Below are 23190 nucleotides of genomic sequence, written 5' to 3'. Positions count from 1 at the left end.
ATTTGCAGCCCAATCGGCTATAACACGGCAGTTTGCCTGCTGTTCAGGCAGGCTTGAAGCGCTCTGGTTGTGACCCGCAACATAACTAAAACAACAGAACTCTAGGAACACGTTATGAATCAACCTCCAGCTTCGGGCACCCTGTTCGGGCACCCGAAAGGACTATTTTTATTGTTCTCCACTGAGATGTGGGAACGTTTCTCTTACTACGGTATGCGCGCGCTGTTGATCCTGACTTTGGTTGCCGCCACTGAATCGACCAACCCAGGTTTTGGTATGACCAATGGCGATGCCTTGCTGACCTATGGTTATTACACCGGCCTGGTGTACGCCACCACCTTATTTGGCGGTCTGATTGCCGACAACTGGTTAGGTCAACGCCGTTCCATCATTATTGGCGGCATTCTGATGGCCACTGGCCAGTTCACCTTGTTTGCTGCTACACCGCACAGCCTGGATCTGTTTTATGTGGGTCTGGGCTTTATTATCTGTGGTAACGGTCTGTTCAAGCCGAATATCTCAGCGATAGTCGGTGATTTGTATCAGCCAGGTGATGCCCGCCGTGACGGTGGTTTTAGCATTTTCTATATGGGTATTAACATTGGTGGTTTTCTGGCGCCGCTGGTGACTTCGTCTCTGGGCGAGAGTGATGCCTTTGGCTGGCGTTATGGGTATTTAGCCGCTGGTATAGGTATGACGCTGTCGGTATTAATTCAGCTGTTGTTTGCGCAAAAATACCTGGGCGATTTAGGGAAAGTACCAGGCCGTATTTTGTCTCACACTGAAGCTGGGACTGCGGCGCCACTGACCAAAGTGGAATTTGACCGTCTGCGTGTGGTGTTATTCCTGTTTATTTTTGTGACTATGTTCTGGCTGGCCTTTGAGCAGGCAGGTGGTTTGATGAGCCTGTTTGCCTTGTCGCATACTGACCGTTTTATCGGTACTTTTGAAGTGCCTGCCGGTTGGTTTCAGTCACTGAACTCGTTGTTTATTATCATCTTTGCGCCTTTCTTTGCCTGGTTATGGGTGACGTTAAGCTCAAGGAATATTCAGGCGGATGCGCCTATTAAGATCCTGTTCGGTATGCTGCTGACCGCTATTGGTTTTGGCTTCCTGATCATGGGTGTGTTTGAGATGCAGACCAGCCCAGGTTCCAAAGCCAGCATGCTGTGGCTGACCCTGGCTTTCCTGTTCCATACCTTTGGTGAGCTCTGTATTTCGCCGGTCGGCTTGTCGCTGATGACCAAGCTGGCACCAGTGAAACTGGCTTCCCTGGTGATGGGGATTTGGTTCCTGATGCCTGCCGTGGCACAGTACCTCGCCGGTTTCGTTGGCGCTTATTCCGACTCAGCCGGTGACAACCCGGCCGTGGTGGAGTTTGCCGCTTCGTTGGGCGTGCGTCAGGCTGATGCCGGTTTATTGGTGGTCTTTGGTGGTATTGCTGTGGCCCTGGTGGTGTTTGCTGCACTGCTGTGGCTGTTGTCTGGCACTCTGGTCCGCTGGATGCATGGTGCTGAGCGCGCGAAAACTGAATAACGCAGTGTCGGCTTGAAATTGACCAAGGGTATAAGGCAACTTATACCCTTGGTTGTTTCTGGAGGGAGTGAAATCATGAAAGGATGTGGGGTTGTGCTGTTGCTTGGCTGCAGCATGCTGGCGCAGGCAGAATTGCCATGGCAACGAGTGGCGGATTTGCCTGTTGCAGTGCAGGAAATTTACCCTGTGGTGTATCAGGGTAAAATTGTGGTGGCCGGCGGTATTGCCAGCCAGTTGCCACTGGAGCAAGGTCAGATGACAGCAGCTGTGCAGCTGTATGACGCCAAAAGCAACCAATGGAGTATGGGTCCTGCCTTGCCGGAAGGACGGCACCATGCCTGTCTGGCGACAGTTGCAGAGCGGTTGTTTTTATTTGGTGGTTTTGTGCTGGCGGATAAAGGCAACTGGACAGCCAGCAGTGACATACTGGAACTGACCGCCGGACGCTGGCAAAAAGTAGCACAGCTGCCCCAACCTCTGACTGAAACTGTCAGCTTTGTGCTTGACGGTAAAGTGCACCTGTTGTCTGGTCGCAGCCCCAAAGGTGAGGCCAATGCCAGTTGGGGTGACCAGCAAGACCAGTCCGTGCATTGGGTGTTTAATCCGGCCGATTTCAGTATCAGTATGCAGCCGGTCTTGCCTTTGCGGTTCAACAGTGCAGCTTCGGTAACTCATGAAGGGGCCGGCTATCTGTTGGGAGGCCGTCAGATGGGCGCGGCCAATCTGGCTGGCTTTTGGCGTTATCAGGCCAGTACAGCCCACTGGCAGTCCTTACCCGACTTACCCCAGGCTCAGGCGGGTCATGCCGCTGTGGCCTGGCAAAACGGCATTTGGTCGATAGGCGGTGAGTACTTTGATGCCAAAGGCGGTGGTGTGTATGCCGGAGTCTGGCGTTTTGACCTGCAAAAACAAGAATGGCAACAAGCTGGAGTACAGGCCACAGCCCGGCATGGGTTAGGGGCTGTGGTGCTGAATAATGAGTTGTATCTGATTGGTGGCGCCACCCAGGCGGGCTTAAATGCCACCAGCGCTGTGGTGGAAAAACTAAGCGCAGATTAGAAAAAACACAGAGGGCATATCAGCCCTCTGTTTACCATGGTCAGTTATCCAGGTAGTCATCCAGATAAGCTTCATCTTCTTCGGCGGCTGGCGGGTTGCCGTCATGAACTTCGTAAGCGCGGCGCTGGAAGTACGCTTCTTTGACAAAGCTGTACGGGTCGACTGATTCTTTCAGCAACTGTTCGCTGGACATCAGTTGCTCACGGGCACCAAGAATATTCAAGCCAGCTTTGGTCAGTGCCAGTGGTGTGTTGAGCCAGTTGGCCGGGAAATACAGATTGTCCACCAGACGCCCTGTGACGTCTCTCGCCGTGCCTGGTCCCATGGCGGGTAACATCACATAAGGGCCATGAGGAACACCCCAGACGGCCAGTGACTGGCCAAAGTCTTCGTCATGTTCTTTTAAATCCAATGCGGTAGCGACATCAAACAAACCAAACAAGCCCAAAGTGCTGTTAATTACAAAACGCCCTGTGCCAATAACTGCACTTCTGGGTTTGAACTGCAATAAAGCATTCACCACATTCACGGGCTCATCCAGGTTATTCACTACATTGGCAATGCCCTGGCGGGCTGGTTTGGGCACCACAGTCATATAACCTACAGTGGCCGGACGCAAAATATAGGCATCCAGCACGTCGTAGTTTAAATCCCAGACGCCACGGTTAAAGGGCTCTATCGGATCCCTTGGGTCGGAGTAGGCGCTGTTGGCCTGTGGTTCTGTGCTGGTGGTGCTGGCACAACCACTGGCCAGAGCAACGGCCAGCAACGGAACAATCAAACGCATCATGCTTAGCTTCATCAACGAAAATCCTTAAGTGAACGATGACAGGATGGCGGCATTATACGGACAAATGACGGCCGGAAACATCCGCTTTTACCACAGCAACAGTTCGAATTTGTAACAGGCTCAGAGCTGAAATGGCAGTGGAAGTTCAGCCATTTCAACAGAAAAGACTTCCTGAGCGACCCGTTGCCAGCTGTGCTGGTAGTCAAAATCGGCACTGAGTGGCCGCCACTGCATGCCATCCAGTAAGGTATTGAGATTAAATAAAAATGGGTTCATACCATCCAGCCGGCTGATGCTGTGGGTGGCGCGGGCATTGAGCAGCAGTGCTATACCACCAAAGGCCATGGCCCAGTTGGCAAAGGCCATCAGTTCTAATGATGATTCTGTTGGACTGTCCAGCTCCTGTTGTGCGACCGCCTGGGCCAGCAGGCTGTCGATCAGCAGGGTAATTTCTTTTTCCAGATCCTGCTGCATCAGGGTGCGTGCCTGCGAGGCTTTTTCCTGTACAACAGGGCTTTTGGCGGTCAGTACACAATTAAACAGCACAGGGTTGCGCTCGGACGCCAGCAAATAAGCAAAATGCATGGCCAGCGCTTTTTCCCGGCTGCAGCCCCGAAACTCTCTGGCCTTGCGGTAGAGCACCAGTTCTTCCCGCATGGCGGCATTGCACAGCGCCACTATCACATCTTCTTTGCTGCAAAAATGATTATACAAAGTGCCTTTGGAGTAAGGGCTGAGTTTGGTCAGCCGCTCCATCGTCAGGTTGGCAAAACCTTCCTGGCGGACCAGTTCAAAGGCAATGCCGAGCAGTTCCTGTTCCCGCTCGGCAATGGCCTGCTGTTTACGGCTGACCCGGGTCTGTAACGGGCAAACCGGCTCTTTGCTGGCCAGATCACAGAGGAACTTCAGCATGGTCAGCCTTGGCCTTCCAGCTTCAGCTGGGCTCTGCTTTGGCGCAGGTAAGGCTGGCACAGCCAAAAGGTCAACGGACGGGTCAGCAGGGGGTAGGCCAGCAACAGCGCCGCTATCCACACGAGATCGGCCATATGCTGATAACGGGCGATCAACATAAACAATGGGATCAGAATGGCCAGTTTCAGCAGATTCAACAGCAGTTTTTTCGGCGTCGGCAGCTGATCGGTGGCTTTACGGATCACCTGCATGCGCTGCGCAAAATTCAGCCCCTGTAATTCGGCAATGGTATGACTGGAGAAATGCATCACAGCTCCGAAGCGGGCTCGAAGAGCCCGCAATATCCGGTTAGATCAGTGATGTCAGCACTGCCTGAACCTCGTTCAGGTTCAGCAGCTGCTTTTCACCGGTCAGGCGGTTTTTCAGTTCCACCTTCTGTTCATCCAGATTGCGCTCGCCAATGATGATATGGAAGGGCACACCGAGCAGCTCCATATCAGCAAACATCACGCCAGGACGCTCTTTGCGATCATCAAACAGCACTTCAATCCCAGCGGCGCTCAGTTCGTTGTACAGCCCTTCGGCTGCGTCCTGAATGCGCACCGATTTGTGCATATTCATCGGCACCAGGGCTACGGTAAATGGGGCAATGGCGACTGGCCATTTAATGCCAAATTCATCATGGTTCTGTTCAATGGCGGCGGCGACAATACGGCTGACACCCACCCCATAACAACCCATGGTCATGATCTGGTGTTTGCCTTCTTCGTTCAGCACGCCGGCTTTCATTGCAGACGAATACCGGTCGCCCAGCTGGAAAATATGACCTACTTCAATACCGCGGCGAATAACCAGTTTGCCTTTGCCACAAGGGCTTGGATCGCCTTCAACCACGTTGCGTAAATCGTAGCTCTGGTAGTTCTGAATATCGCGGTCAAAATTCACACCTGTCAAATGGACGCCATCTTTATTGGCGCCACAGACAAAATCGGCCAGATGGGCGGCACTGTGGTCGACAATCACCGGAATACTCAGACCCACAGGGCCGACAGACCCAGGTGCGGCGCCACAAATGTGTTGCACTTCTGCATCAGTGGCAAACTGCAGCGGGCTGGCCACCAGTGGGTGTTTTTCCGCTTTAATTTCATTCAGTTCATGATCACCGCGCAGGATGAGCGCCACGAAGCTGGCCGGTGCTTTGTCATCGTCCGTATGGGCGCGCACAATCAGGGTCTTGGCAATGCGTGCTGCTTCAATGTTCAACAGGGCTGACACTTCCTCAATGGTTCTGGCATTGGGGGTGGCCACTTCGGCTTTGGCTGCTGTCGCGGCCGGGCGCTCACCTGCAGGTTTCAGTGCTTCAGCTTTTTCGATATTGGCGGCGTAATCGCTGCCATCGGAGAACACTATGGCATCTTCGCCTGAGGCCGCCAGCACATGGAACTCATGCGACATGCTGCCACCAATGGCGCCAGTGTCGGCCAGTACAGGGCGGAAATCCAGGCCCAGGCGGGTGAAGATATTGCAGTAAGCCTGATACATCGCATCGTAGGTTTGTTGCAGGCTTTCCTGGCTTAAATGAAAGGAATAGGCGTCTTTCATTAAAAACTCACGGGCCCGCATCACGCCAAAACGTGGGCGGCGCTCGTCACGGAATTTCGTCTGAATTTGATACAGGTTGATTGGCAGCTGTTTGTAGCTGGTGATTTCTTTGCGCACCAGATCGGTGATTACTTCTTCGTGGGTCGGGCCCAATACAAAATCACGCTGGTGTCGGTCTTTAAACCGCAGCAGCTCGGCATCCATTTTGTCCCATCGGCCCGATTCCTGCCACAGCTCTGCGTGTTGCACCACTGGCATCAGCACTTCAATGGCACCGGCCTTATTCATTTCTTCACGGACAATCTGCTCCACCTTGCGTAACACCCGCAAGCCAGACGGCAGCCAGGTGTACAGGCCGGAAGCAAGGCGACGCACCATGCCAGCGCGCATCATCAGCTGATGGCTGATAATTTCAGCATCCGCCGGAGTTTCTTTTAAGGTGGAGATTAAATACTGACTTGTCCGCATACTGAATTCCGTGTTGTTCTTTTCATAAAAATTGGGTTGCATTCTACCAAGCGTTGGCTCAGGGCAGAAGTTTAATCTGATGCCGGGTCCACTGGTTTGTCACTTGCTGGCCGCTGAGCATGCCGCCAAGGCTGTATAACTCACCGTCCAGTGTCAGCAGTGTGCGCAAGTCCATCACACCTACAGCTGTTTGTGCCAGTAACCAGCTGTTGCTGGCCGGATTAAATAACCAGACGGCAGAGCTGGGTTCGGCCGGTTGGCCATTGTAACCAACACCATTAAAGTTATAGGCCGCTTCACTGCCGCCAACAAAGGCCAGGTAGGTACTGCCATTGATGGTCACTTCAGCGGCGGCCATCCGGTAACGGGCTGTGCCTGTTGGGTGGGGTAACGGCTGCCAGCTGATTTTTGCCGGGTCTTTGGCGTCAATGTCGCCTCGCCAGCACTGAGCCAGGCTCTGATACTGACGGGGTTGTTGCTGGTAATTGATCGCCACGCCATCACAGAGCACCAGCACTGAGCCTGTGATAGCTCCGGCTAAACCAAAGGTTGGAGTGCCAGGAAAAGGGGTGGCCTGGCTCCACTTCTGAGTGAAGTTGTCAAACCGCTGCATCAGGTTGACATTGCCGTCCTGCGACCAGCCGCTGGCCAGGTAAATGTACCGGTTCTGATAACTCAGCGCGACCGCATCATCCACCGCTACGGGCATGTCCGGCAGTTTATTGTAAGTACGGGTCACCGGGCTGTATCTGTAGCTTTCGGCGCTGGTGGTTTCTTCTCCGTTGGCCGCTACAGTGTAACCGCCAAATAAAAAGAAGTGGTTTTGCATGGCCACTCCGCTGGCTGCTAACCGGCCTGTCAGCCGGGCCCGGCTTGGTACCGGGCTGACCGCTTGCCAGACCGGGTCGCCAAGCGTCCATTGCCAGGCTCTGTTATGCACATCTTTAGCGCTTTTGCCGCCACCCAGGCCCATAAAGCTGCTGACATATGTTTTGCCGCCAACACTGGTGCTCAAAACAACCTGATTGCTGACAGGTTCTGGCAGTGGGGGCAGTTCAGCCGCCACAAGGCTCAGGCTGGGAGACAGCACCAGGCCCATCGTCAGCGCCCGGCATAGCAACAGGCCCTGTTGCCCTATTTTGCAGCTGATGTATTTCTGTAACATGGTTATGGCCTCCATTCACTGTCCATTTGATATTAAAGTGATACAGGGTCATGCCATAGCTTTGACTGTCACTTTTTTGTTTTTTGTACTGAGGTCTGGGGTCCTGTTTCAACACCTTTTCAATCAGCAGGCGTAAATCGGGGTAGTGGGTCTGGTGCTGACAAAAAGCGCTTGCCTGCTCCGAAAAGCTGACCGTCATATCGGTTTCAGGCGCGCTGTCGGCAAAGCCTCCCAACGCCTCTGGCAAGGCGTCGGCATAAGGCAGATAAGGTTTAATATCCAGAACTGGTGTGTTGTCGAGTAAATCCACGCCGGATAACTGCAGAACTAAACGGCCCTGGCGGCGCACCACGCCCTCGAGTTTTACCACCGACAAACCAACAGGATTGGGCCTGAAGGTGGCACGGGTGGCGAACACGCCTTTTTTCTCATTGCCGCCTAAACGGGGAGGGCGAACCAAAGGCGACCAGCCTTTGTCCGCCGTTTCATGAAACACAAACACCAGCCACAAATGGCTGAAAGCTTCGATGCCACGGACCATCGCATCATCGTCAAAACCTTTTTCCAGCACCAATTCAGCTTTGGCTTCAGCAATCAGGCCTGGCTGGCGGGGAATGGCAAACTTCTGTTTGTAAGGGGAGCGGACGTAACCCACGACCTGCAGTTGATAAGAGGGCATTCGATCCTCTGGGCATGTGGTGTCAGACACCAAAAACGAAAAACAACAGGGCGGTATTATGGCAGGTCCGTTCACCTCTGGACAAGTTTGTCGGTGCAAGGGGCAATGCGACAGAAAAAGTGCTTTACAATCCAGCGGATATGCAGGATACATAGCCTGTAAGCAAGCCAAAGAGCCTGCAGCCAATCAACCCCTGTTGCCTTTCACGTAAATTCCGCTCTGAATGCTGTGTCTATAGTTTTTGACGAGAATAATGAACCATGGAAAAAAAAGTACTGTTAGTGGAATGCCCGGATTCCAAAGGGCTGATCGCGCAAATCACCAATATTTGTTACAAGCACCAGCTGAACATTATCCGCAATACCGAATTTGTTGACCCGGATTCAGGTGTGTTTTTTATGCGTACTCAGCTGGAAGGCATTTTTAATGACCAGACGCTGCTGTGGGACTTAGACCACGCTTTGCCCAAAGGCAGCCAGCGCCAGCTGATAGCCCAAGGCAAAAAGCGGGTGGTGATTCTGGTGACCAAAGAAGCCCATTGCCTGGGCGATATTCTGATGAAGGTGTATGACGGTTCCTTATCGCTGGATATAGCGGCTGTGGTCGGAAACCATCCGGAGTTGCAAAGCCTGAGCGAAAAGTTTGAGCTGCCGTACCACTGGGTCAGCCATTTGCATAAAAGCCGCGAGCAGCATGAGGCTGAACTTCGCCAGGTGATCGACAGTTACAATCCGGATTATCTGGTGCTGGCTAAATTTATGCGGGTACTGAGCCCGGCTTTTGTTGCAGCGTATCCGGGCCGGATTATTAATATTCACCACAGTTTTTTGCCGGCCTTTATCGGCGCCAACCCATACCATCAAGCGCATAAACGTGGGGTAAAGATCATCGGTGCGACCGCCCACTTTGTCACGGATGATCTGGATGAAGGGCCTATTATCAAACAGTTGGTGACACCTGTTGATCATACTTACAGTGCGGCTGATATGGTGAAAGCAGGCCGGGATGTGGAAAAAAACGTGCTGAGCAAAGCGCTGCAACTGGTGCTGGAAGACAGGGTTTTTGTCTGTGGCAATAAAACAGTGATTCTCTAACCTGTCCGGGCAGCTATGCTGTCTGGAACAAAGGAGACGCTATGGCATTGCAACGACAGGTTGAATTTCGTTTTCTGGCTGAACCGACCCATGTTAATTTTGGTGGCAAAGTGCATGGCGGTATGGTGATGAAGTGGATTGATCAGGTGGCCTATGCCTGTGCCGCCGGTTGGAGCGGACTTTATTGTGTCACTGTATCCGTCGGCACCATCCGCTTTCGTCACCCTATTCTGGTCGGGCATCAGGTCGAGCTGGTCGCCCGTGTCGTACAGACCGGCACCACCAGTATGCAGGTGCTGGTGCAGGTCAGCTCTTTTGACAGCAAAGGTGGCACCAAACAGGAGACCAATCATTGCATTATCAGCTTTGTGGCGTTGGATGCACAGGGGCAGCCTGCAAGGGTGCCGGCCTGGGAACCACAAACGGACGAAGACAGGTTTCTGGAGGCCTATGCCCGCAAAACCAAAGCCTTTTCGCAGGAAGTAGAGCAGGATATGCTGGATTTTTATTCGGGGAGAGACTGATGAAATACCTTATCGCATTTGTACTGAGTTGTGTCTGGAGTGTGCAGGCCGCTGAAGCTGTGTTGCACCCGAAACTGGAAGTGTTCCGGCCTTTTCTGGGCAGTTTCTGGCAAGGCGATCTGACGGAGCCGGGTAAAACCGAAAGAATGCTGGATAAATCCCACTGGCAGCGGGTGTTAAACGGGCAGGCCATCAAAACGGTTCATTCGGTGAATGATGGCGCTTACGGTGGCGAAAGCATGATCTTCTGGGATGAAAAACGGCAAAGCCTGGTGTTTTATTATTTCACCACGGCAGGTTTTTATACGCATGGCACTATGTCGGTGGATGCGGCGACAGGGGCCATAGTGGCACTGGAACAGGTGGAAAATAATCAGCAGGGCATTACCCAGGTGCGTTCCCGTTCTGTGCTTCAAGGTGACAAGCTGACCGTGGAGTCGGAGTATCAGAAAAATGGCGAGTGGATGAAAGGGCACAGCGCACAGTATCAGCGCACTGAACCCTCCGAGATTATTTTTCGCTGAGCGATTCTTCCATCGGTTCCAACTGGTAAATGTTGTCGATCTGGGACGGCGCGGAGTAACTGACCTTTAAATCTTTTACCCGTCCGTTACGCAGGCTGTAGACCCAGCCATGCACAGTCAGTTCCTGACCCCGCTCCCAGGCATCCTGCACAAAACTGGTGTGACAGACGTTCCGGGCCTGTTCGACCACATTTAACTCACAAAGACGATTCAGTCGGGTGGCTTCATTGTCGATGCCATCCAGTTCTTCGCGGTGCAGCGCATAAACATCTTTGATATTACGCAGCCAGTTGTCGACAAAACCTATCCGTTGTTTATTCATGGCTGCGGCAATACCCCCACAGCCGTAGTGCCCGACGACCATAATGTGTTTGACTTTCAGTACATCAATGGCGAACTGCAACACGGACAGGCAGTTAATATCGGAATGCACCACCAGGTTGGCCACATTGCGGTGAACAAACAACTCACCCGGCAACAGACCCACTATTTCATTGGCTGGAACCCTGCTGTCTGAACAACCAATCCATAAATATTCCGGAGCCTGTTGTTCCGACAGCTGTTTAAAAAAGCCCGGAACTTCTTGCTCAATTCGATCCGCCCATTCTTTATTGTTGGCGAATAATTGTTTGATATCTGACATAGGCTCACCTTACAAAAAAAACTGCGCTACGATACCTGATCCCTCCAAGGGAAGAACCCCGACCAGCTTTGGATTCAGGCAGGATACAGAAAGCTGGTCGCATTATAGCCCCTGCATGTATCATAGGAAGAGAAAACTCTTGTACTTGGTTGTAAGCAAGGATTGTTGCGATGATGAAATTAAAAAAAGCGGTGATTCCTGTCGCAGGATTGGGCACCCGAATGTTACCTGCGACCAAAGCCATTCCAAAAGAAATGTTACCTGTGGTCGACAAACCATTAATTCAATATGTGGTGGAAGAAGCGGCAGCTGCCGGTATTACAGAAATTGTACTGGTGACTCATTCCAGTAAAAATTCGATAGAAAACCATTTTGATACCAGCTTTGAACTGGAAACTCAGTTGGAAAAACGGGTCAAACGTTCTTTGTTGGACGAAGTCCGTTCTATTAACCCCAAACATGTGACTGTCATCTCAGTGCGCCAGCCTGTGGCTTTGGGGTTGGGGCATGCAGTGCTGTGTGCTGCGCCTGTGGTTGGCAATGAACCTTTTGCGGTCATACTGCCGGATGTACTGATTGATAAATATCAGGCAGATCCACGCAAGCACAATTTAAAAGCCATGATAGAACGCTTTGAGCAAACGGGCGCCAGTCAGATTATGGTTGAACCTGTGCCGCAGACTGAAACCAATAAATATGGCATTGTTGATTTAAATGGTTGCGAGCTCGACGCCGGACAGTCGATTCAAATTAAAGATATGGTGGAAAAACCGGATCTGGATGAAGCACCTTCCAATCTGGCTATTACCGGCCGTTATGTGTTGTCCGCGAATATATGGGATTTATTACGCCGGACCGCTCCCGGGGCAGGTGGCGAAATTCAGCTGACCGATGCTTTGCATTCATTGTTAGCCCTGGAAGCGATTGAGGCTTACCATATTCAGGGAAAATCCCATGATTGTGGTAGTAAAATTGGGTACTTGAAAGCCATTGTTGAATATGCCTTGCAAGACCCCATTTTAAAAGACGAGTTTGCCACTTTTCTGAAACAAAACCCGTGGTAGATTCTGGCCCTGAACACTGGACAACATATAAAAGTCATCTAGCTTTTTAATCAGTATCAGAAAATTGATCGCCATTTTTCTGAATATCTTTGTCTGAAAAGCAAAATATATTAGCTGCAGAAATATTTTTCGTAGTATTCTGCAGCAAGTTATTTAGTCGGAGGTTTAAATGTCTTTGTTATTGGATAAAAAAGAGCTTAAAAAAGCTGCTAAAGAAATCACGACCATCAAATTACAGGAAGTAATTGATACCTTAAATTCAGTTTTGGCTGAACGGCAAAAAGAAACGGAAGTGCTCGATCAGATCCGCGCTTTGGCAAAAGCTCAGGGGTTCACCCTGGAGCAACTGGGCTACAAGCTGGATGCTGAGGCCGCTGTATCAGCAGCAGTTCCGTCGGAGCCAGTAGGGAAACGCCCGGTCAAGCCAAAATTCAAAACCATCAATAAGGAAAGCCAGTTCTTTTATGTTGATGCAGGCAAATTGAATCTGTTAAAAACCCATACGATGAAACAGGGTTTATTAGACCGCGGTATCAAAGTGGTGCCGTTTCATAAAGTCGAAACCAAGTATGAAAAAGATGTGGAAGCACTGTTAGCAGACGCAGTGGTTCAGGCTGTTGAGAATTACAACGCCAAAGTGGATGTATGGAACCAATGGGCTCAGGCCAATGGTGACGAGCTGTTGCAAAAGAAATGATCACAGCCTTCATATCTGGAAATAACAAGGCCCCTGTTCAGGGGCCTTGTTATTTTTGAACGGAACCGCGTTATTGCTGTTGTGCATCCAATGATTGACCATTCACGCTTTGGCTGTCATCACTCATCAGATAAAGATAAACCGGCATAATGCTTTCTGCGGTCGGTAAACTCAATTGATCTTCGCCAGGGTATGCTCTGTTACGCATTTTGGTGCGGGTTGCGCCCGGATTGATTGCATTGACCCGGATGTTTGAGCCTTCATATTCATCGGCCATCAGCTGCATTAAGCCTTCTGTAGCGAACTTGGAGACTGCATAAGGTCCCCAATAGGCCCGGCCTTTGCGGCCAACACCAGAGGAGGTAAAGACAACAGAGGCATGAGGGGATTTTTTCAGAACCGGCATCAGCGCCTGGCTGAGTAACATGGCGGAGGTCAGATTCACCTGCAGAATGTCATTCCAGCTGGCTAAATCAATGTGTTCAAACGGACTTAACACACCCAGAATGCCTGCGTTATGTAACAGGCCGTCCAGCTTGCCAAATTCAGCCTCAATGGTGGCCGCCATATCTTTGTAGTGCTTGACTGTGGCACCTTTTAAATCGAGCGGCACAATAGCAGGCTCCGGGTGGCCAGCGGCGACGATTTCATCGTAGGTGGCTTCGAGTTTCTTTGTCGTTTTACCAAGCAGAATCACAGTAGCGCCAAAGGCGGCATAGGTTTTGGCGGCGGCTTTGCCTATCCCATCACCAGCTCCTGTGACCAGAATCACTTTACCTGTCAGGGCATTTGCTGCGGCTTGATACACAAACATAATTCTCTCTCAGACCTTAAAAAATGGCGGCAGCATACCTGCTCCGACAGATTTTTGCACCTTTCTTTGACCTCACCTATTTTGCGCTAGCGAATTTTTTTGGTTTGGGTTAAGTTTAACTGGTCGTAGCTGTTAAGGCTCGGATCACAAAAACAAAAAACGCACCAGAGCGGTGCGAAAACAAAAGATATACAGGACACGGGGAGATGATATGAAAAAGCTGTTGCTTAGCTTTGCCGTTGCCAGTGCTTTAGGCCTGACTGGTTGTGGTGGCGGTGAATCACTGGATGATATTAAAGAAGACACACAAACCGGCGGGGAGGTACTGAAACCTTTATCCCGCGTCGTATTTGACCCTTCAGCCGGAACTTTGTCTGTACCCAATGATTTGTTGTTGCAGGGCACCAATGACGGCACCTTATATATGCCGGGTGAAAAAAGCCCGGTAACAGGCGCAGCGCTGGCAGCGCCGAATTATGCAGATCCTTCAACGGCTTTAGGGGCTCTGGACGGCTGGTCAACCCAAAACCCATTTTCCATCAGTTTAAGTTTTGCCAGTGGGGTTTCACTGGATGCTGCCACAGCCGGAATGCCGGGTTCGGTGATGCTGGTTGAAGCCGTGATGGGCGACCCGATGTCAAGCGACGCGGACTGCCGTGCTGTACCCCGAGGTGTGGCCTGCAAGGCGGTGAAAAGCCTGACCTTTGGGGTGGATTACATCAGCAAAGCCAGCGGTAACAGTGTGGCTGTGATCCCGTTAAAACCACTGAAGTCCAATACCACCTATCTGCTGGTCCTGACTGACCAGCTGAAAGATTCTGAAGGCCGTGCTGTCGCAGGCTCGACTACATACGAGCTGGTGCGCCAGGATATCGCAACCAAGCCACTGGGTTCAGCCGCACAGCTGGCACTGCAAGGCGTGATCAATAGCTTCGAAAATGTGGTTTCGACGCAAAGCATCAATAAAGACAGCATTATTTACACCGCCGCTATCACGACCCAATCGGTGCAACCTGTGTTTAATACCATCAAAGGTTTGATGGGACAGACAGTTGGCACTGCGGCTTCGCCGGTTTTGAATCTGACAAACACTGGCCTGACAGTCGCCCAGGCATCACCTCAGCTTGCCGCAGCCAGCCCATTATTCCAGATGGCCAGATTGTATACCGGTACAGTGAATTTGCCTTATTACCTGGGCACACCTACTGACGCCAACCCAACAGCGCCGCTGAATACACGCTGGGTAGCACGTTGTGATTCAGGTGCCATTATCGGGATGATGTCCGATGCACAGAAGGCCGATGCTGCAGCAAAAATCACGGATCCAGCACAAGCAGCCAATGATGCATTCTGTAACGCGGCATCCAATGGGGCTTTACGTGATTTTGGTCTGGATACATTCCGTCATCTGAGCAAGTTTAACGTCATTCCTAAAGTAAATTCAGTGCAAAACGTGCCAGTACAGGTGACGGTGCCGGATGAAACCCTGGTGGCAGGCCTTGGTGTGACCAAACCTGCGGCAGGTTGGCCTGTGGTGATTTTGCAGCACGGTATTACCTCACGTAAAGAAGATATGCTGGCCATTACCGGTGCATTGTCTGCCCGCGGTTTTGCGACTATTGCGATCGACCATCCGCTGCACGGCGCCCGTGGTTTTGGTCAGATGAACGCCACCACTGTGGACGCGACAGTCTATATGAACCTGTCGAATCTGCTGGTGACCCGCGATAACCTGCGTCAGAGCATCGCCGATATCTTAGGTTTACGTCTTGGCATGAACTTTAATAACCAGCCTGGTCTGCTGAATACCCAGGATGTGCAATTCCTGGGTATTTCATTGGGTTCTATCAGCGGTGTTTCTGCAGTGGCTATGGCCAATAGCAGCACTGGCAATGCTCAGCTGGATGCGTTGTATAAGATGCGTTCAGCCGCTTTATCAGTACCTGGCGGTGCTGTAGCCAATTTCCTGCTGGAATCGGCCGCTTTTGGTCCCACCATTAAAGCCAGCGTGCTGTTAGGTGCCGGTGGTTCAACGGCTCAGGGCTTTACGGACTTCGCTACCGCTCAGGGCGGTTGTGGCGCCGCGTTAAAGGCCCCCTTCGCGGCCTGTTTTAATCCTTTCGTGCAGTATCTGACCAGCACTGGCAATACGGCGGCTGTGGCGGCGATGAATGCTGCCTTTACCCAGTTTGCGTTTGCGGCGCAAACCGTGACGGACTCCGGCGATCCAAACAACTTCGCCTCAACCTTCGTCGCGTCTGCCACACCTGCTTATATCAACGAAGTAGTGGGCAATGGTGCTGACAGTCTGCCGGATCAGGTGATCCCAAATCAGGCGGCTGGCATGCCTCTGGCAGGGACTGAACCTCTGGCGCGTCTGTTGGGGGCCTCAGCCGTCAACAATGTGGCCGGAACTTACCCTGTGGTTGGAACCTCGCTGAGCCGCTTTATTGCCGGCGAGCACGGTTCATTGCTGCGTCCTACAGTGCCTGCAGTCACGACAGAGATGCAAACTCAGACTGTGAGTTTCTTCTTAAGCCGCGGTGCAGGCCTGAGCGTGGCCAATGGTGCTGTGATGGCTCCTGCCAACTAACACAAGTTCGTGCAGTCAAGGCCCGGCTTTCGCCGGGCCTTTTGTTTTGCCGAATGGATCAGCCGCAGGCTAGAATGCCCTTTTTTGCCTTGAGGAAAACCCGTGGAATTTTTGTATCACTATGGCCTGTTTCTGGCCAAAGCCGTCACTCTGGTGCTCTGTATCGCCTTTATTCTTATCCTGCTGATCAGCAGCCGGCAAAAAGGTCAGAAAGCGGGCCTGGAATTCACCGACTTGTCGGCTGAATACAAAGAGCAGCAGCTTGAAATCCAGCAGCAGTTGCTGGATAAAAAGGCCTTTAAGCAATGGAAAAAGAACCAGCCTGCTGACAAAGAGGGCGCCACGGCAAAACCGCGGCTTTTTGTGATTAATTTCAATGGCAGTATGGATGCGCACGAAGTGGAAGCGCTGCGCGAAGAAGTGACGGCTGTATTGGCGGTTGCCACGCCTGCAGATGAAGTGCTGGTTCGGCTGGAAAGCCCAGGCGGCGTGGTGCACGGTTATGGTTTAGCCGCGTCCCAGCTGGAGCGGCTGCGCCAGCGTGAGATCCCACTGACGGTCGCAGTCGATAAAGTGGCGGCCAGCGGTGGCTATATGATGGCCTGTATTGCCAATAGTATTATTGCGGCCCCTTTTGCCATAGTCGGTTCTATTGGTGTTGTGGCTCAGCTGCCAAACTTCCATAAGTTATTGAAAAAGAACCATATTGATGTTGAACAGTTCACTGCGGGTGAATTTAAACGTACAGTGACTGTGTTTGCCGAAAATACCGACAAAGGCCGGCAGAAGTTTCAGCAGGAGCTGGAGCAAACCCATCTGTTGTTTAAAGACTTTGTTGCCAGACACCGGCCTGTGCTGGATATAGATAAAGTGGCGACAGGTGAGCACTGGTTTGGTTATCAGGCTAAAGAGTTGCAGTTAGTTGACAAACTACAGACCAGTGATGATTACCTGCTGGACAGTTACCAACACAAACTGGTGGTGCAGGTCAGCTATCAGCTGAAAGCCAAACTGGCGGAGCGTTTAGGTCTGGCGGCAGCATCTGCACTCCATAAAGCCTGGCTGAAGCTGGCACAGCAGACGGGCTGGCACTGATGCAGGCCGAATTCTGGCATCAATGCTGGCAACAGCAACGCATCGGCTTTCATCAGACTGAGCTGCATCCGCTGTTACCGGTTCTGACGCCGCAATTGCGTTTAGTCGCACCAGTGCAGACCTTTGTACCTTTGTGTGGCAAAAGTCTGGATATGTTGTGGTGGCGCCGGTTTGGTCCTGTGGTTGGGGCTGAATTGTCTGAGCTGGCCTGTCAGCAGTTTTTTCAGGAACAAGGCTGGCTGGCGCAGATAGATGCAGATGGCACACATCAAGTGTTCAGCGCTGAACAGTTCCGGCTCTGGCAGGGCGATTTTTTTGCATTGCAGGCAGAGCAGTTGGACCAGATCGAACTGATTTATGACAGAGCAGCGCTGATTGCATTGCCTCCATCCATGCGGTTGGCCTACGTACAGCAACTGAGGTTGTTGTGCCCGACAGCTTCGTTACTGTTGCTGACGCTGGAGTATCCGCACACCGACATGCAAGGACCGCCTTTTTCGGTGACTGATGCAGAAGTCAGGGGCTTATTTGGCTTTGCATCTGAGATAGCGCTGCTGGCGGTGAGGGATCTGACTGGACGGCCTTTTGCTCAGCGGCAATTCAATGTCAGCCAGTTGAAGGAGCGGGCTTATCTGATCCGTTGGTAAAAAAAGCCGGAGCACACTCCGGCTTTTTATCAGACAGTGACCCGTCCTAAATAGTGTTGACACTTTTTAGGACTAGTCACAGGACAACTTCAGGCTGACTTGCCCGCATCCGGGTTGTCGTAAACCTGCTGATCAAACTGATGTTCACTTTTGCCTATCAGGCAGGACACCATGGCATCGCCGCTGATATTGACTGCAGTGCGTGTCATATCCAGCAGACGGTCAACCCCGATAATCAGCGCAATGCCTTCCACAGGCAAACCGACCTGTTGCAGCACCATTGCCAGCATAATCAAACCAACACCAGGCACACCGGCTGTACCAATAGAGGCCAGGGTTGCCGTCAGGATCACCATTAAATAGTCCGTAAAGGTCAACTCCACCTGAAAGACCTGCGCAATAAAGACGGTGGCCACCCCCTGCATAATGGCGGTGCCATCCATATTGATGGTGGCCCCCAGTGGGATAGTGAAAGAAGCGATGTTATTGCTGACCCCCAGTTTTTTGGTGGTCGTTTCCAGATTGACCGGAATAGTGGCGTTGCTGCTGGACATACTGAAAGCAAATAAGGCCACGTCTTTCATTTTGCGGAAAAACATCAGCGGATTTAAACGGCCTGCCAGCTGCAGAAATGCACCATACACCACAAAACCGTGGAACAGCAGCACAAAGAGAACAGTGCCAAAGTACCAGGCCAGACTGCTTAAATCGGACAAATCCAGCGTGGTAAACAACTTGGCCATCAGGAAAAATACCCCATAAGGGGCCAGCTCCATCATAAAACCAACCAGCTTCATCACGACGTCATTCAGGTCATTAAAAAAGTCCCGAACCCGGGCGCCAGCCTCGCCACTTAACGCAATGGCCAGGCCCATCAGTACTGCAAACACAATGATTTGCAGCATTTCGCCTTTGGCCATGGCTTCGACCGGGTTGCTCGGAAATATATTCAGGATCACTTCGACCAGAGAAGGTGCCTGCGCAACGCTGAAGCTGGCATCGGATGTCATTTCTACGCCCGCCCCAGGGGACACCAGCACGGCAAAAAATATCGCCAGTCCAATAGCTATGGCGGTGGTCAGAGTGTACAAACCCAGTGCTTTGCCGCCCAGTCGGCCTAAAGTGCCCCCGTCGCTCAACGAGCTGGTGCCGCAAACCAGAGAAACAAACACCAGCGGCACGACCAGCATTTTCAGGCTGGCCATAAAAATCTGTCCACCAATGTGGAAAATACCATCGACGAAAAATGCTTTCAGGGCAATATCCAGCCCCAGCAGAGAAAACACTTTTTCCTCTGCGCCAGCCAACAGGCCTTTAAATGCTGCGCCAACCAGAACGCCCAAAGCCATCGCAATCAGAATACGGGCCGTCAGACTGAGTTTTTTTGTGTGATTCATCAAGTGTAGAGTCCAGTACAGTCCAAAAAATGCCGCCTAGCCTAGCAGTTTGGCCAGTAAAAGAAAAACAGCAAATGCCGGAATAAAGCTAACCTGGGTTGAAATTCAGGGCTAAGCTTGAAGCAATACAATAAGTTAGTCGTTCAGGGAGATGGGATGATGAAGATTGCTCGTGACTACCTGCTGCTGTTATTGCTGAGTCTTCAGGGCTGTGGTGGCGGTGGTGGTACCATCGGCAGTGACTCCCCGGGACAGCAGGAAGTGATCAGTATCAGCCTGAGTCTGAACACGGCGACCGGGCAAAGCAGTTCAGCCCTGAGCCTGGCACAACCATTGACTCTGCAGGCTCAACTCAGTTCTTCCACCGGCCGCTCTATGGCCGGTCAGGTCCTGACCTTTACGCTGTCGGACCCTCTGCTGGCAAAATTCGGCAATGATGCGGGCACAGCTCAGACCAACAGCACAGGAACAGCAAGCATAGGTGTCCTGGCTGGCAGTAAAAGCGGGGCAGGGACCATTACCGCCCGTTTGTCGGACAGTGTCAGCGCACAAATCAGTTTTGAGTCAGCCGGTGATGCGGATGACGAGGCCCCGATCTCTCCGGTTGGTTCGGTGCGGTTGGTGGCGCAGAATCTGCAGCTGGGTTCAGGCGCCAGTGAAAAAATTGACTTATCCGCTTTGGTGCTGGACAGCAAAAATGTGCTGCAACCCGGTATCACAGTGCAATTCAGTGCAAGCTCAGGGGAACTGGAAATTGTCTCAGCCCTGACCGAAGCCGATGGCGTCGCGAAAGCCAGGCTCAGCAGCAGTTCCGATAAGAGTTTGCGCACTATTGATGTCACAGCCGCTGTCGGCACCAAAACATCGGTAGTGAAGGTTGAGGTGGTCGGCACCCGCATTCTGTTGTCGGCCCCCCGCTCCGTGGTGCTGGGAGATACGGTCACCATGACCGCCGATTTAACGGACTCGGTGGGCAATGGCATTCAGGGGGAAATCCTCACGGTCAGTTCGTCCTTAGGGAACCCGATCAGTGCGGCGACTTTTGTCACGTCCGGTAACAGTGGCCGTATCAGTTTCAGTTACAAAGCTCAAAGCGGAGGGCAGGATTCACTGCGTATTACAGGTTTGGGCGCTGTCGCTGTGCAGGAGGTCGCTATTCAGACCGACAGTTTCAGTTTTGTGCCAACCGAGCCCACAGTGGCCGAAGTGCCGCTGGGTACTGAACATGCGCTGACACTGAACTGGTTAATCAATGGGGCAGCCAATGCGGGCAAAGCGGTGAATTTCAGCACCACCCGGGGACGTCTTGGCCTGGCCAGCGGAGCCCTGAATAGCGTCTCTGTCGACAGCCAGACCAATGCTCAGGGGCAGGCTCAGGTGTTGGTGCGTTCAGATTTCGCTGGTATTGCCAATATCGCCGCAACCGAGATCCGTTCCGGTGCCACCGACTTGCTGTCGACCCGGGCCAGTGTCGAGTTTGTTGCAACCCATCCAGGCTGGGTTGAACTGCAGGCCGTGCCCACTCAGGTTGGGTCTGGTGAACAGTCGGTGATTCGGGCTGTGGTGCGTGATGCCAATAACAACCCGGTCAAAAACCGCACTGTGGCCTTTAACCTCAATGGCGCGCCAGGGGGCCAGCTGGACCCGGCGACAGCGGTCACCGACTCGCAAGGTCTGGCGACCACAGTGTTTACTGCCGACAGTCTGACCGGTGCGGCCACAGGCCATAACCTGAATGTATCCGGTGTGGTGCTGGATACCAGTCCGGCGGTCAGTTCAACTGTGGCACTGGCCGTAGGCGGGCGTACCCTGTTTTTCCGCTTTGGTACAGGCAACAGCATTCAGGTGCCCAGTGAATCTGCTTTTCGTCAGCAGTTTTCGATTTTTGTGACCGACTCCTCAGGCAATCCAGTGGCCGGGCAAGCGCTGAATGTGGCTGTCCTGTCCATGTCTTATGACAAAGGCTATTGGGTGGAATCGCCTGATGAAACTAACTTTAAAGTGTGGGCGCCTGTAATCACTGCATCGGCATGTCCGTCAGAAGATGTAAATTTCAATGGTATTCTGGACGCCGGGGAAGACCGCAACAATGACGGCCAGTTAACACCTGGAAATGTCGCCTCTGTGCCTCGCACAGTTCAGGCCGATGCCAATGGAGTGGCTACTTTTGAGTTGTCTTACCCTGTGGATCATGCCCCCTGGACTGTGGTGGAGTTGCGGGTGTCTGGCACTGCCGCAGGCACTGAAAATATCAGCAGACGTAGTTTCAGGCTGAATGTGTCTGGTGACTATGTTGCGGAGCAGACAGCAGAACCCGCCAGCAATCCGTATGGCCAGGGCCTCAGCTGTGCCGATACCCTATAGCTGAAATAACAAGGCCTGGTGAACCCAGGCCTTGATGCTTAACGCTGGAACTGATACACCGAACCCAGCTGCAGAATTTGCGTCAGCTCATCCAGCGCCTGACGGCTTTCAATCAGCAGTTGCGGGTCGACCAGGTCGGCTTCGGTCAGCTCGTCACGGTAATGGCGGTCCACCCACTGATTTAAGCGGGCAAACAGCGCATCGTTCATCAACACGGCCGGGTTCACTGCCGCTAATTCCTGCTCGCTTAACGCGACCCGCAAGCGAAGACATGCCGGGCCGCCACCATTTTGCATGCTTTGTTTCACGTCCATATAGTGCACCTGGCGCACCGGGGTGCCGCGGCCGGTTAACTGCTCCAGATAAGCGGAGACCGTCGCGCTGTCACGGCATTCGGTCGGCGCTATGATAGCCATATCCCCAGAGCTGAGCGTGACCAGCTGGGTGTTAAACAGGTAGGTTTTCACTGCTTCTTCAACACTGACTTCACTGGTTTTCACTTCGATAAAGTGCAGCGGATGCTCACCGAATTTTTGCTGAATTTCCGCCAGCTTTTGTTCGGTGTGCAAAAAGGCCTGCTGATGATAAAACAGCACATTCTGGTTACCTACCGCTATCACGTCGTTATGAAATACGCCTTGGTCAATTACATCCGGATTTTGTTGGATTAATACCAGGGTCTCATCGGCCAATCCATGCAGGCGACCAACAGCTTCGCAGGCTTCTTTGGTATGACGGGCCGGGTATTTTTTCGGCGCCGGTTGCTGGCGATCAAAAGCGCTGCGGCCATACACAAACAGCTCGACACCTTTGTCACCATAACTCCGGCATAAACGGGTATGGTTGGCAGCCCCTTCATCACCAAAATGATCGTTGTCCGGCAGATGGCTGTGATGGGAAAAATGCCGGTCATCACTGAACATCGCCTTTAAAATACGGCCAGTGGTTTGTGGCTCTAAGGAGCGGTGGAACTTATTGGTCAGGTTAGCCGGGGTAAAATGCACCTTACCGTCGGCGGTGTCGGCGCTTGGCGAGATAGTGGCGGCGTTAGCCGTCCACATGCTGGAGGCTGAACAGACTGCTCGCAGCACTTCGGGGGCTTGTTTCGCTGCCTGTTGAATCACCTGCGCATCGGTACCACTGAACCCCAAACGGCGCAGGGTGTACACATCAGGCCGCTCTTGGGGGGCCAGTACCCCTTGCACCAGACCCAGGGCCGACAAGGCCTGCATTTTCTGCAGCCCTTGTTTAGCGGCCTGTTTTGGGCTGGATAAGGATTTGGCATTATTCAGCGAGGCCACATTGCCGACGGACAAGCCGGCATAGTTATGCGTCGGGCCGACCAGCCCGTCAAAGTTAGCTTCAAAAAACTTCATTTTTGCTTTATTCCTTCGAAAAGATGATGTGGCTCTGTTGTTATTTTTTGCGCGGCCACTTTAAGTTTGCTTCATTGGAGGTCGCTGTTTTATTCAGCGAAAGGCCGTAAATTCACGGCCTTTGGGCATAATAATGAACTTATACTC

Annotated in this window: 21 protein-coding genes; 11 read left to right on the top strand and 10 right to left on the bottom strand. The window is 52.3% G+C overall.

Features of this window, described 5'->3' with window-relative positions; translation table 11 throughout:
• The first annotated feature begins 114 nt into the window (after window positions 1-114).
• Both WKJ03_RS01315 and WKJ03_RS01310 read left to right on the top strand, forming a co-directional pair.
• Window positions 115-1536 (top strand): peptide MFS transporter, encoded by a 1422-nt coding sequence (locus WKJ03_RS01315; RefSeq protein ID WP_337840350.1) that lies wholly within the window; start codon window positions 115-117, stop codon window positions 1534-1536.
• A 75-nt stretch (window positions 1537-1611) separates the two neighbouring features.
• A complete protein-coding gene (locus WKJ03_RS01310; RefSeq protein ID WP_337840349.1) occupies window positions 1612-2595 on the top strand; it encodes a galactose oxidase in 984 nt (327 codons plus the stop codon).
• Window positions 2596-2635: 40 nt separating this feature from the next.
• Here WKJ03_RS01310 and WKJ03_RS01305 read toward each other — a convergent pair whose 3' ends face one another.
• From WKJ03_RS01305 to tsaA, 6 genes are all read right to left on the bottom strand, one after another.
• The gene (locus WKJ03_RS01305) at window positions 2636-3397 is read right to left on the bottom strand and encodes a VacJ family lipoprotein (protein ID WP_337840348.1); all 762 of its coding nucleotides are present in this window, start codon (window positions 3395-3397) and stop codon (window positions 2636-2638) included.
• Between the two features lie 108 nt (window positions 3398-3505).
• The gene (locus WKJ03_RS01300) at window positions 3506-4297 is read right to left on the bottom strand and encodes a TetR/AcrR family transcriptional regulator (RefSeq protein WP_337840347.1); all 792 of its coding nucleotides are present in this window, start codon (window positions 4295-4297) and stop codon (window positions 3506-3508) included.
• 2 nt (window positions 4298-4299) lie between these two features.
• A complete protein-coding gene (locus WKJ03_RS01295; protein ID WP_337840346.1) occupies window positions 4300-4605 on the bottom strand; it encodes a DUF6170 family protein in 306 nt (101 codons plus the stop codon).
• A gap of 40 nt (window positions 4606-4645) precedes the next feature.
• On the bottom strand, window positions 4646-6367 hold the full coding sequence (locus WKJ03_RS01290) for a proline--tRNA ligase (protein WP_337840345.1): 1722 nt from the start codon (window positions 6365-6367) through the stop codon (window positions 4646-4648).
• A 58-nt stretch (window positions 6368-6425) separates the two neighbouring features.
• Window positions 6426-7532 carry a galactose oxidase gene (locus WKJ03_RS01285; RefSeq protein ID WP_337840344.1) on the bottom strand — a complete coding sequence of 369 codons (1107 nt, stop codon included), beginning with the start codon at window positions 7530-7532 and terminating at the stop codon, window positions 6426-6428.
• A complete protein-coding gene (tsaA, locus tag WKJ03_RS01280; protein WP_337840343.1) occupies window positions 7423-8211 on the bottom strand; it encodes a tRNA (N6-threonylcarbamoyladenosine(37)-N6)-methyltransferase TrmO in 789 nt (262 codons plus the stop codon). Before tsaA ends, WKJ03_RS01285 begins: the two co-directional genes overlap by 110 nt.
• Window positions 8212-8471: 260 nt before the next feature.
• On the opposite strand from tsaA, the gene purU reads away from it, so the two are divergent.
• Genes purU through WKJ03_RS01265 form a run of 3 tightly spaced genes read left to right on the top strand, consistent with a single transcriptional unit; the run spans window position 8472 to window position 10353 of the window.
• The gene (gene purU / locus WKJ03_RS01275) at window positions 8472-9305 is read left to right on the top strand and encodes a formyltetrahydrofolate deformylase (protein ID WP_337840342.1); all 834 of its coding nucleotides are present in this window, start codon (window positions 8472-8474) and stop codon (window positions 9303-9305) included.
• A gap of 41 nt (window positions 9306-9346) precedes the next feature.
• Window positions 9347-9829 (top strand): acyl-CoA thioesterase, encoded by a 483-nt coding sequence (locus tag WKJ03_RS01270; RefSeq protein ID WP_337840341.1) that lies wholly within the window; start codon window positions 9347-9349, stop codon window positions 9827-9829.
• On the top strand, window positions 9829-10353 hold the full coding sequence (locus tag WKJ03_RS01265) for a hypothetical protein (RefSeq protein WP_337840340.1): 525 nt from the start codon (window positions 9829-9831) through the stop codon (window positions 10351-10353). The genes WKJ03_RS01270 and WKJ03_RS01265 overlap by 1 nt, the downstream gene beginning before the upstream one ends.
• On the opposite strand, the gene can is transcribed toward WKJ03_RS01265, so the two are convergent.
• The gene (can, locus tag WKJ03_RS01260; RefSeq protein ID WP_337840339.1) at window positions 10340-10996 is read right to left on the bottom strand and encodes a carbonate dehydratase; all 657 of its coding nucleotides are present in this window, start codon (window positions 10994-10996) and stop codon (window positions 10340-10342) included. The two genes, WKJ03_RS01265 and can, sit on opposite strands and share 14 nt — an antisense overlap.
• 170 nt (window positions 10997-11166) lie before the next feature.
• Here can and galU point away from each other — a divergent pair, with 170 nt between their 5' ends.
• Together galU and WKJ03_RS01250 are read left to right on the top strand one after the other, a co-directional pair.
• Window positions 11167-12060, top strand: a complete 894-nt coding sequence (gene galU, locus WKJ03_RS01255) for a UTP--glucose-1-phosphate uridylyltransferase GalU (RefSeq protein WP_337840338.1) — start codon at window positions 11167-11169, stop codon at window positions 12058-12060.
• Window positions 12061-12229: 169 nt separating this feature from the next.
• Window positions 12230-12757, top strand: a complete 528-nt coding sequence (locus WKJ03_RS01250; RefSeq protein WP_337840337.1) for an H-NS histone family protein — start codon at window positions 12230-12232, stop codon at window positions 12755-12757.
• A gap of 70 nt (window positions 12758-12827) precedes the next feature.
• On the opposite strand, the gene WKJ03_RS01245 is transcribed toward WKJ03_RS01250, so the two are convergent.
• Window positions 12828-13571 (bottom strand): YciK family oxidoreductase, encoded by a 744-nt coding sequence (locus tag WKJ03_RS01245; RefSeq protein WP_337840336.1) that lies wholly within the window; start codon window positions 13569-13571, stop codon window positions 12828-12830.
• A 211-nt stretch (window positions 13572-13782) separates the two neighbouring features.
• Here WKJ03_RS01245 and WKJ03_RS01240 point away from each other — a divergent pair, with 211 nt between their 5' ends.
• The 3 genes from WKJ03_RS01240 (at window position 13783) to WKJ03_RS01230 (ending at window position 17906) form a co-directional block, all read left to right on the top strand.
• On the top strand, window positions 13783-16164 hold the full coding sequence (locus tag WKJ03_RS01240) for a VolA/Pla-1 family phospholipase (RefSeq protein WP_337840335.1): 2382 nt from the start codon (window positions 13783-13785) through the stop codon (window positions 16162-16164).
• A gap of 102 nt (window positions 16165-16266) precedes the next feature.
• On the top strand, window positions 16267-17259 hold the full coding sequence (sohB, locus tag WKJ03_RS01235; RefSeq protein ID WP_337840334.1) for a protease SohB: 993 nt from the start codon (window positions 16267-16269) through the stop codon (window positions 17257-17259).
• A complete protein-coding gene (locus tag WKJ03_RS01230; RefSeq protein WP_337840333.1) occupies window positions 17259-17906 on the top strand; it encodes a thiopurine S-methyltransferase in 648 nt (215 codons plus the stop codon). The genes sohB and WKJ03_RS01230 overlap by 1 nt, the downstream gene beginning before the upstream one ends.
• Window positions 17907-17995: 89 nt before the next feature.
• On the opposite strand, the gene WKJ03_RS01225 is transcribed toward WKJ03_RS01230, so the two are convergent.
• Window positions 17996-19303 carry a dicarboxylate/amino acid:cation symporter gene (locus WKJ03_RS01225; protein WP_337840332.1) on the bottom strand — a complete coding sequence of 436 codons (1308 nt, stop codon included), beginning with the start codon at window positions 19301-19303 and terminating at the stop codon, window positions 17996-17998.
• Between the two features lie 156 nt (window positions 19304-19459).
• Here WKJ03_RS01225 and WKJ03_RS01220 point away from each other — a divergent pair, with 156 nt between their 5' ends.
• Window positions 19460-21667 (top strand): Ig-like domain-containing protein, encoded by a 2208-nt coding sequence (locus tag WKJ03_RS01220; RefSeq protein ID WP_337840331.1) that lies wholly within the window; start codon window positions 19460-19462, stop codon window positions 21665-21667.
• Between the two features lie 38 nt (window positions 21668-21705).
• On the opposite strand, the gene astB is transcribed toward WKJ03_RS01220, so the two are convergent.
• Window positions 21706-23043: an N-succinylarginine dihydrolase gene (gene astB, locus WKJ03_RS01215; protein WP_337840330.1), complete on the bottom strand. Its 1338-nt coding sequence runs from the start codon at window positions 23041-23043 to the stop codon at window positions 21706-21708.
• Window positions 23044-23190: the final 147 nt, after the last annotated feature.

The organism is Rheinheimera sp. (assembly GCF_037442525.1).
GTDB lineage: Bacteria > Pseudomonadota > Gammaproteobacteria > Enterobacterales > Alteromonadaceae > Pararheinheimera.
Note: the sequence above shows the minus strand (reverse complement) of the source record. Positions and strands in the feature narration are given on the sequence as shown.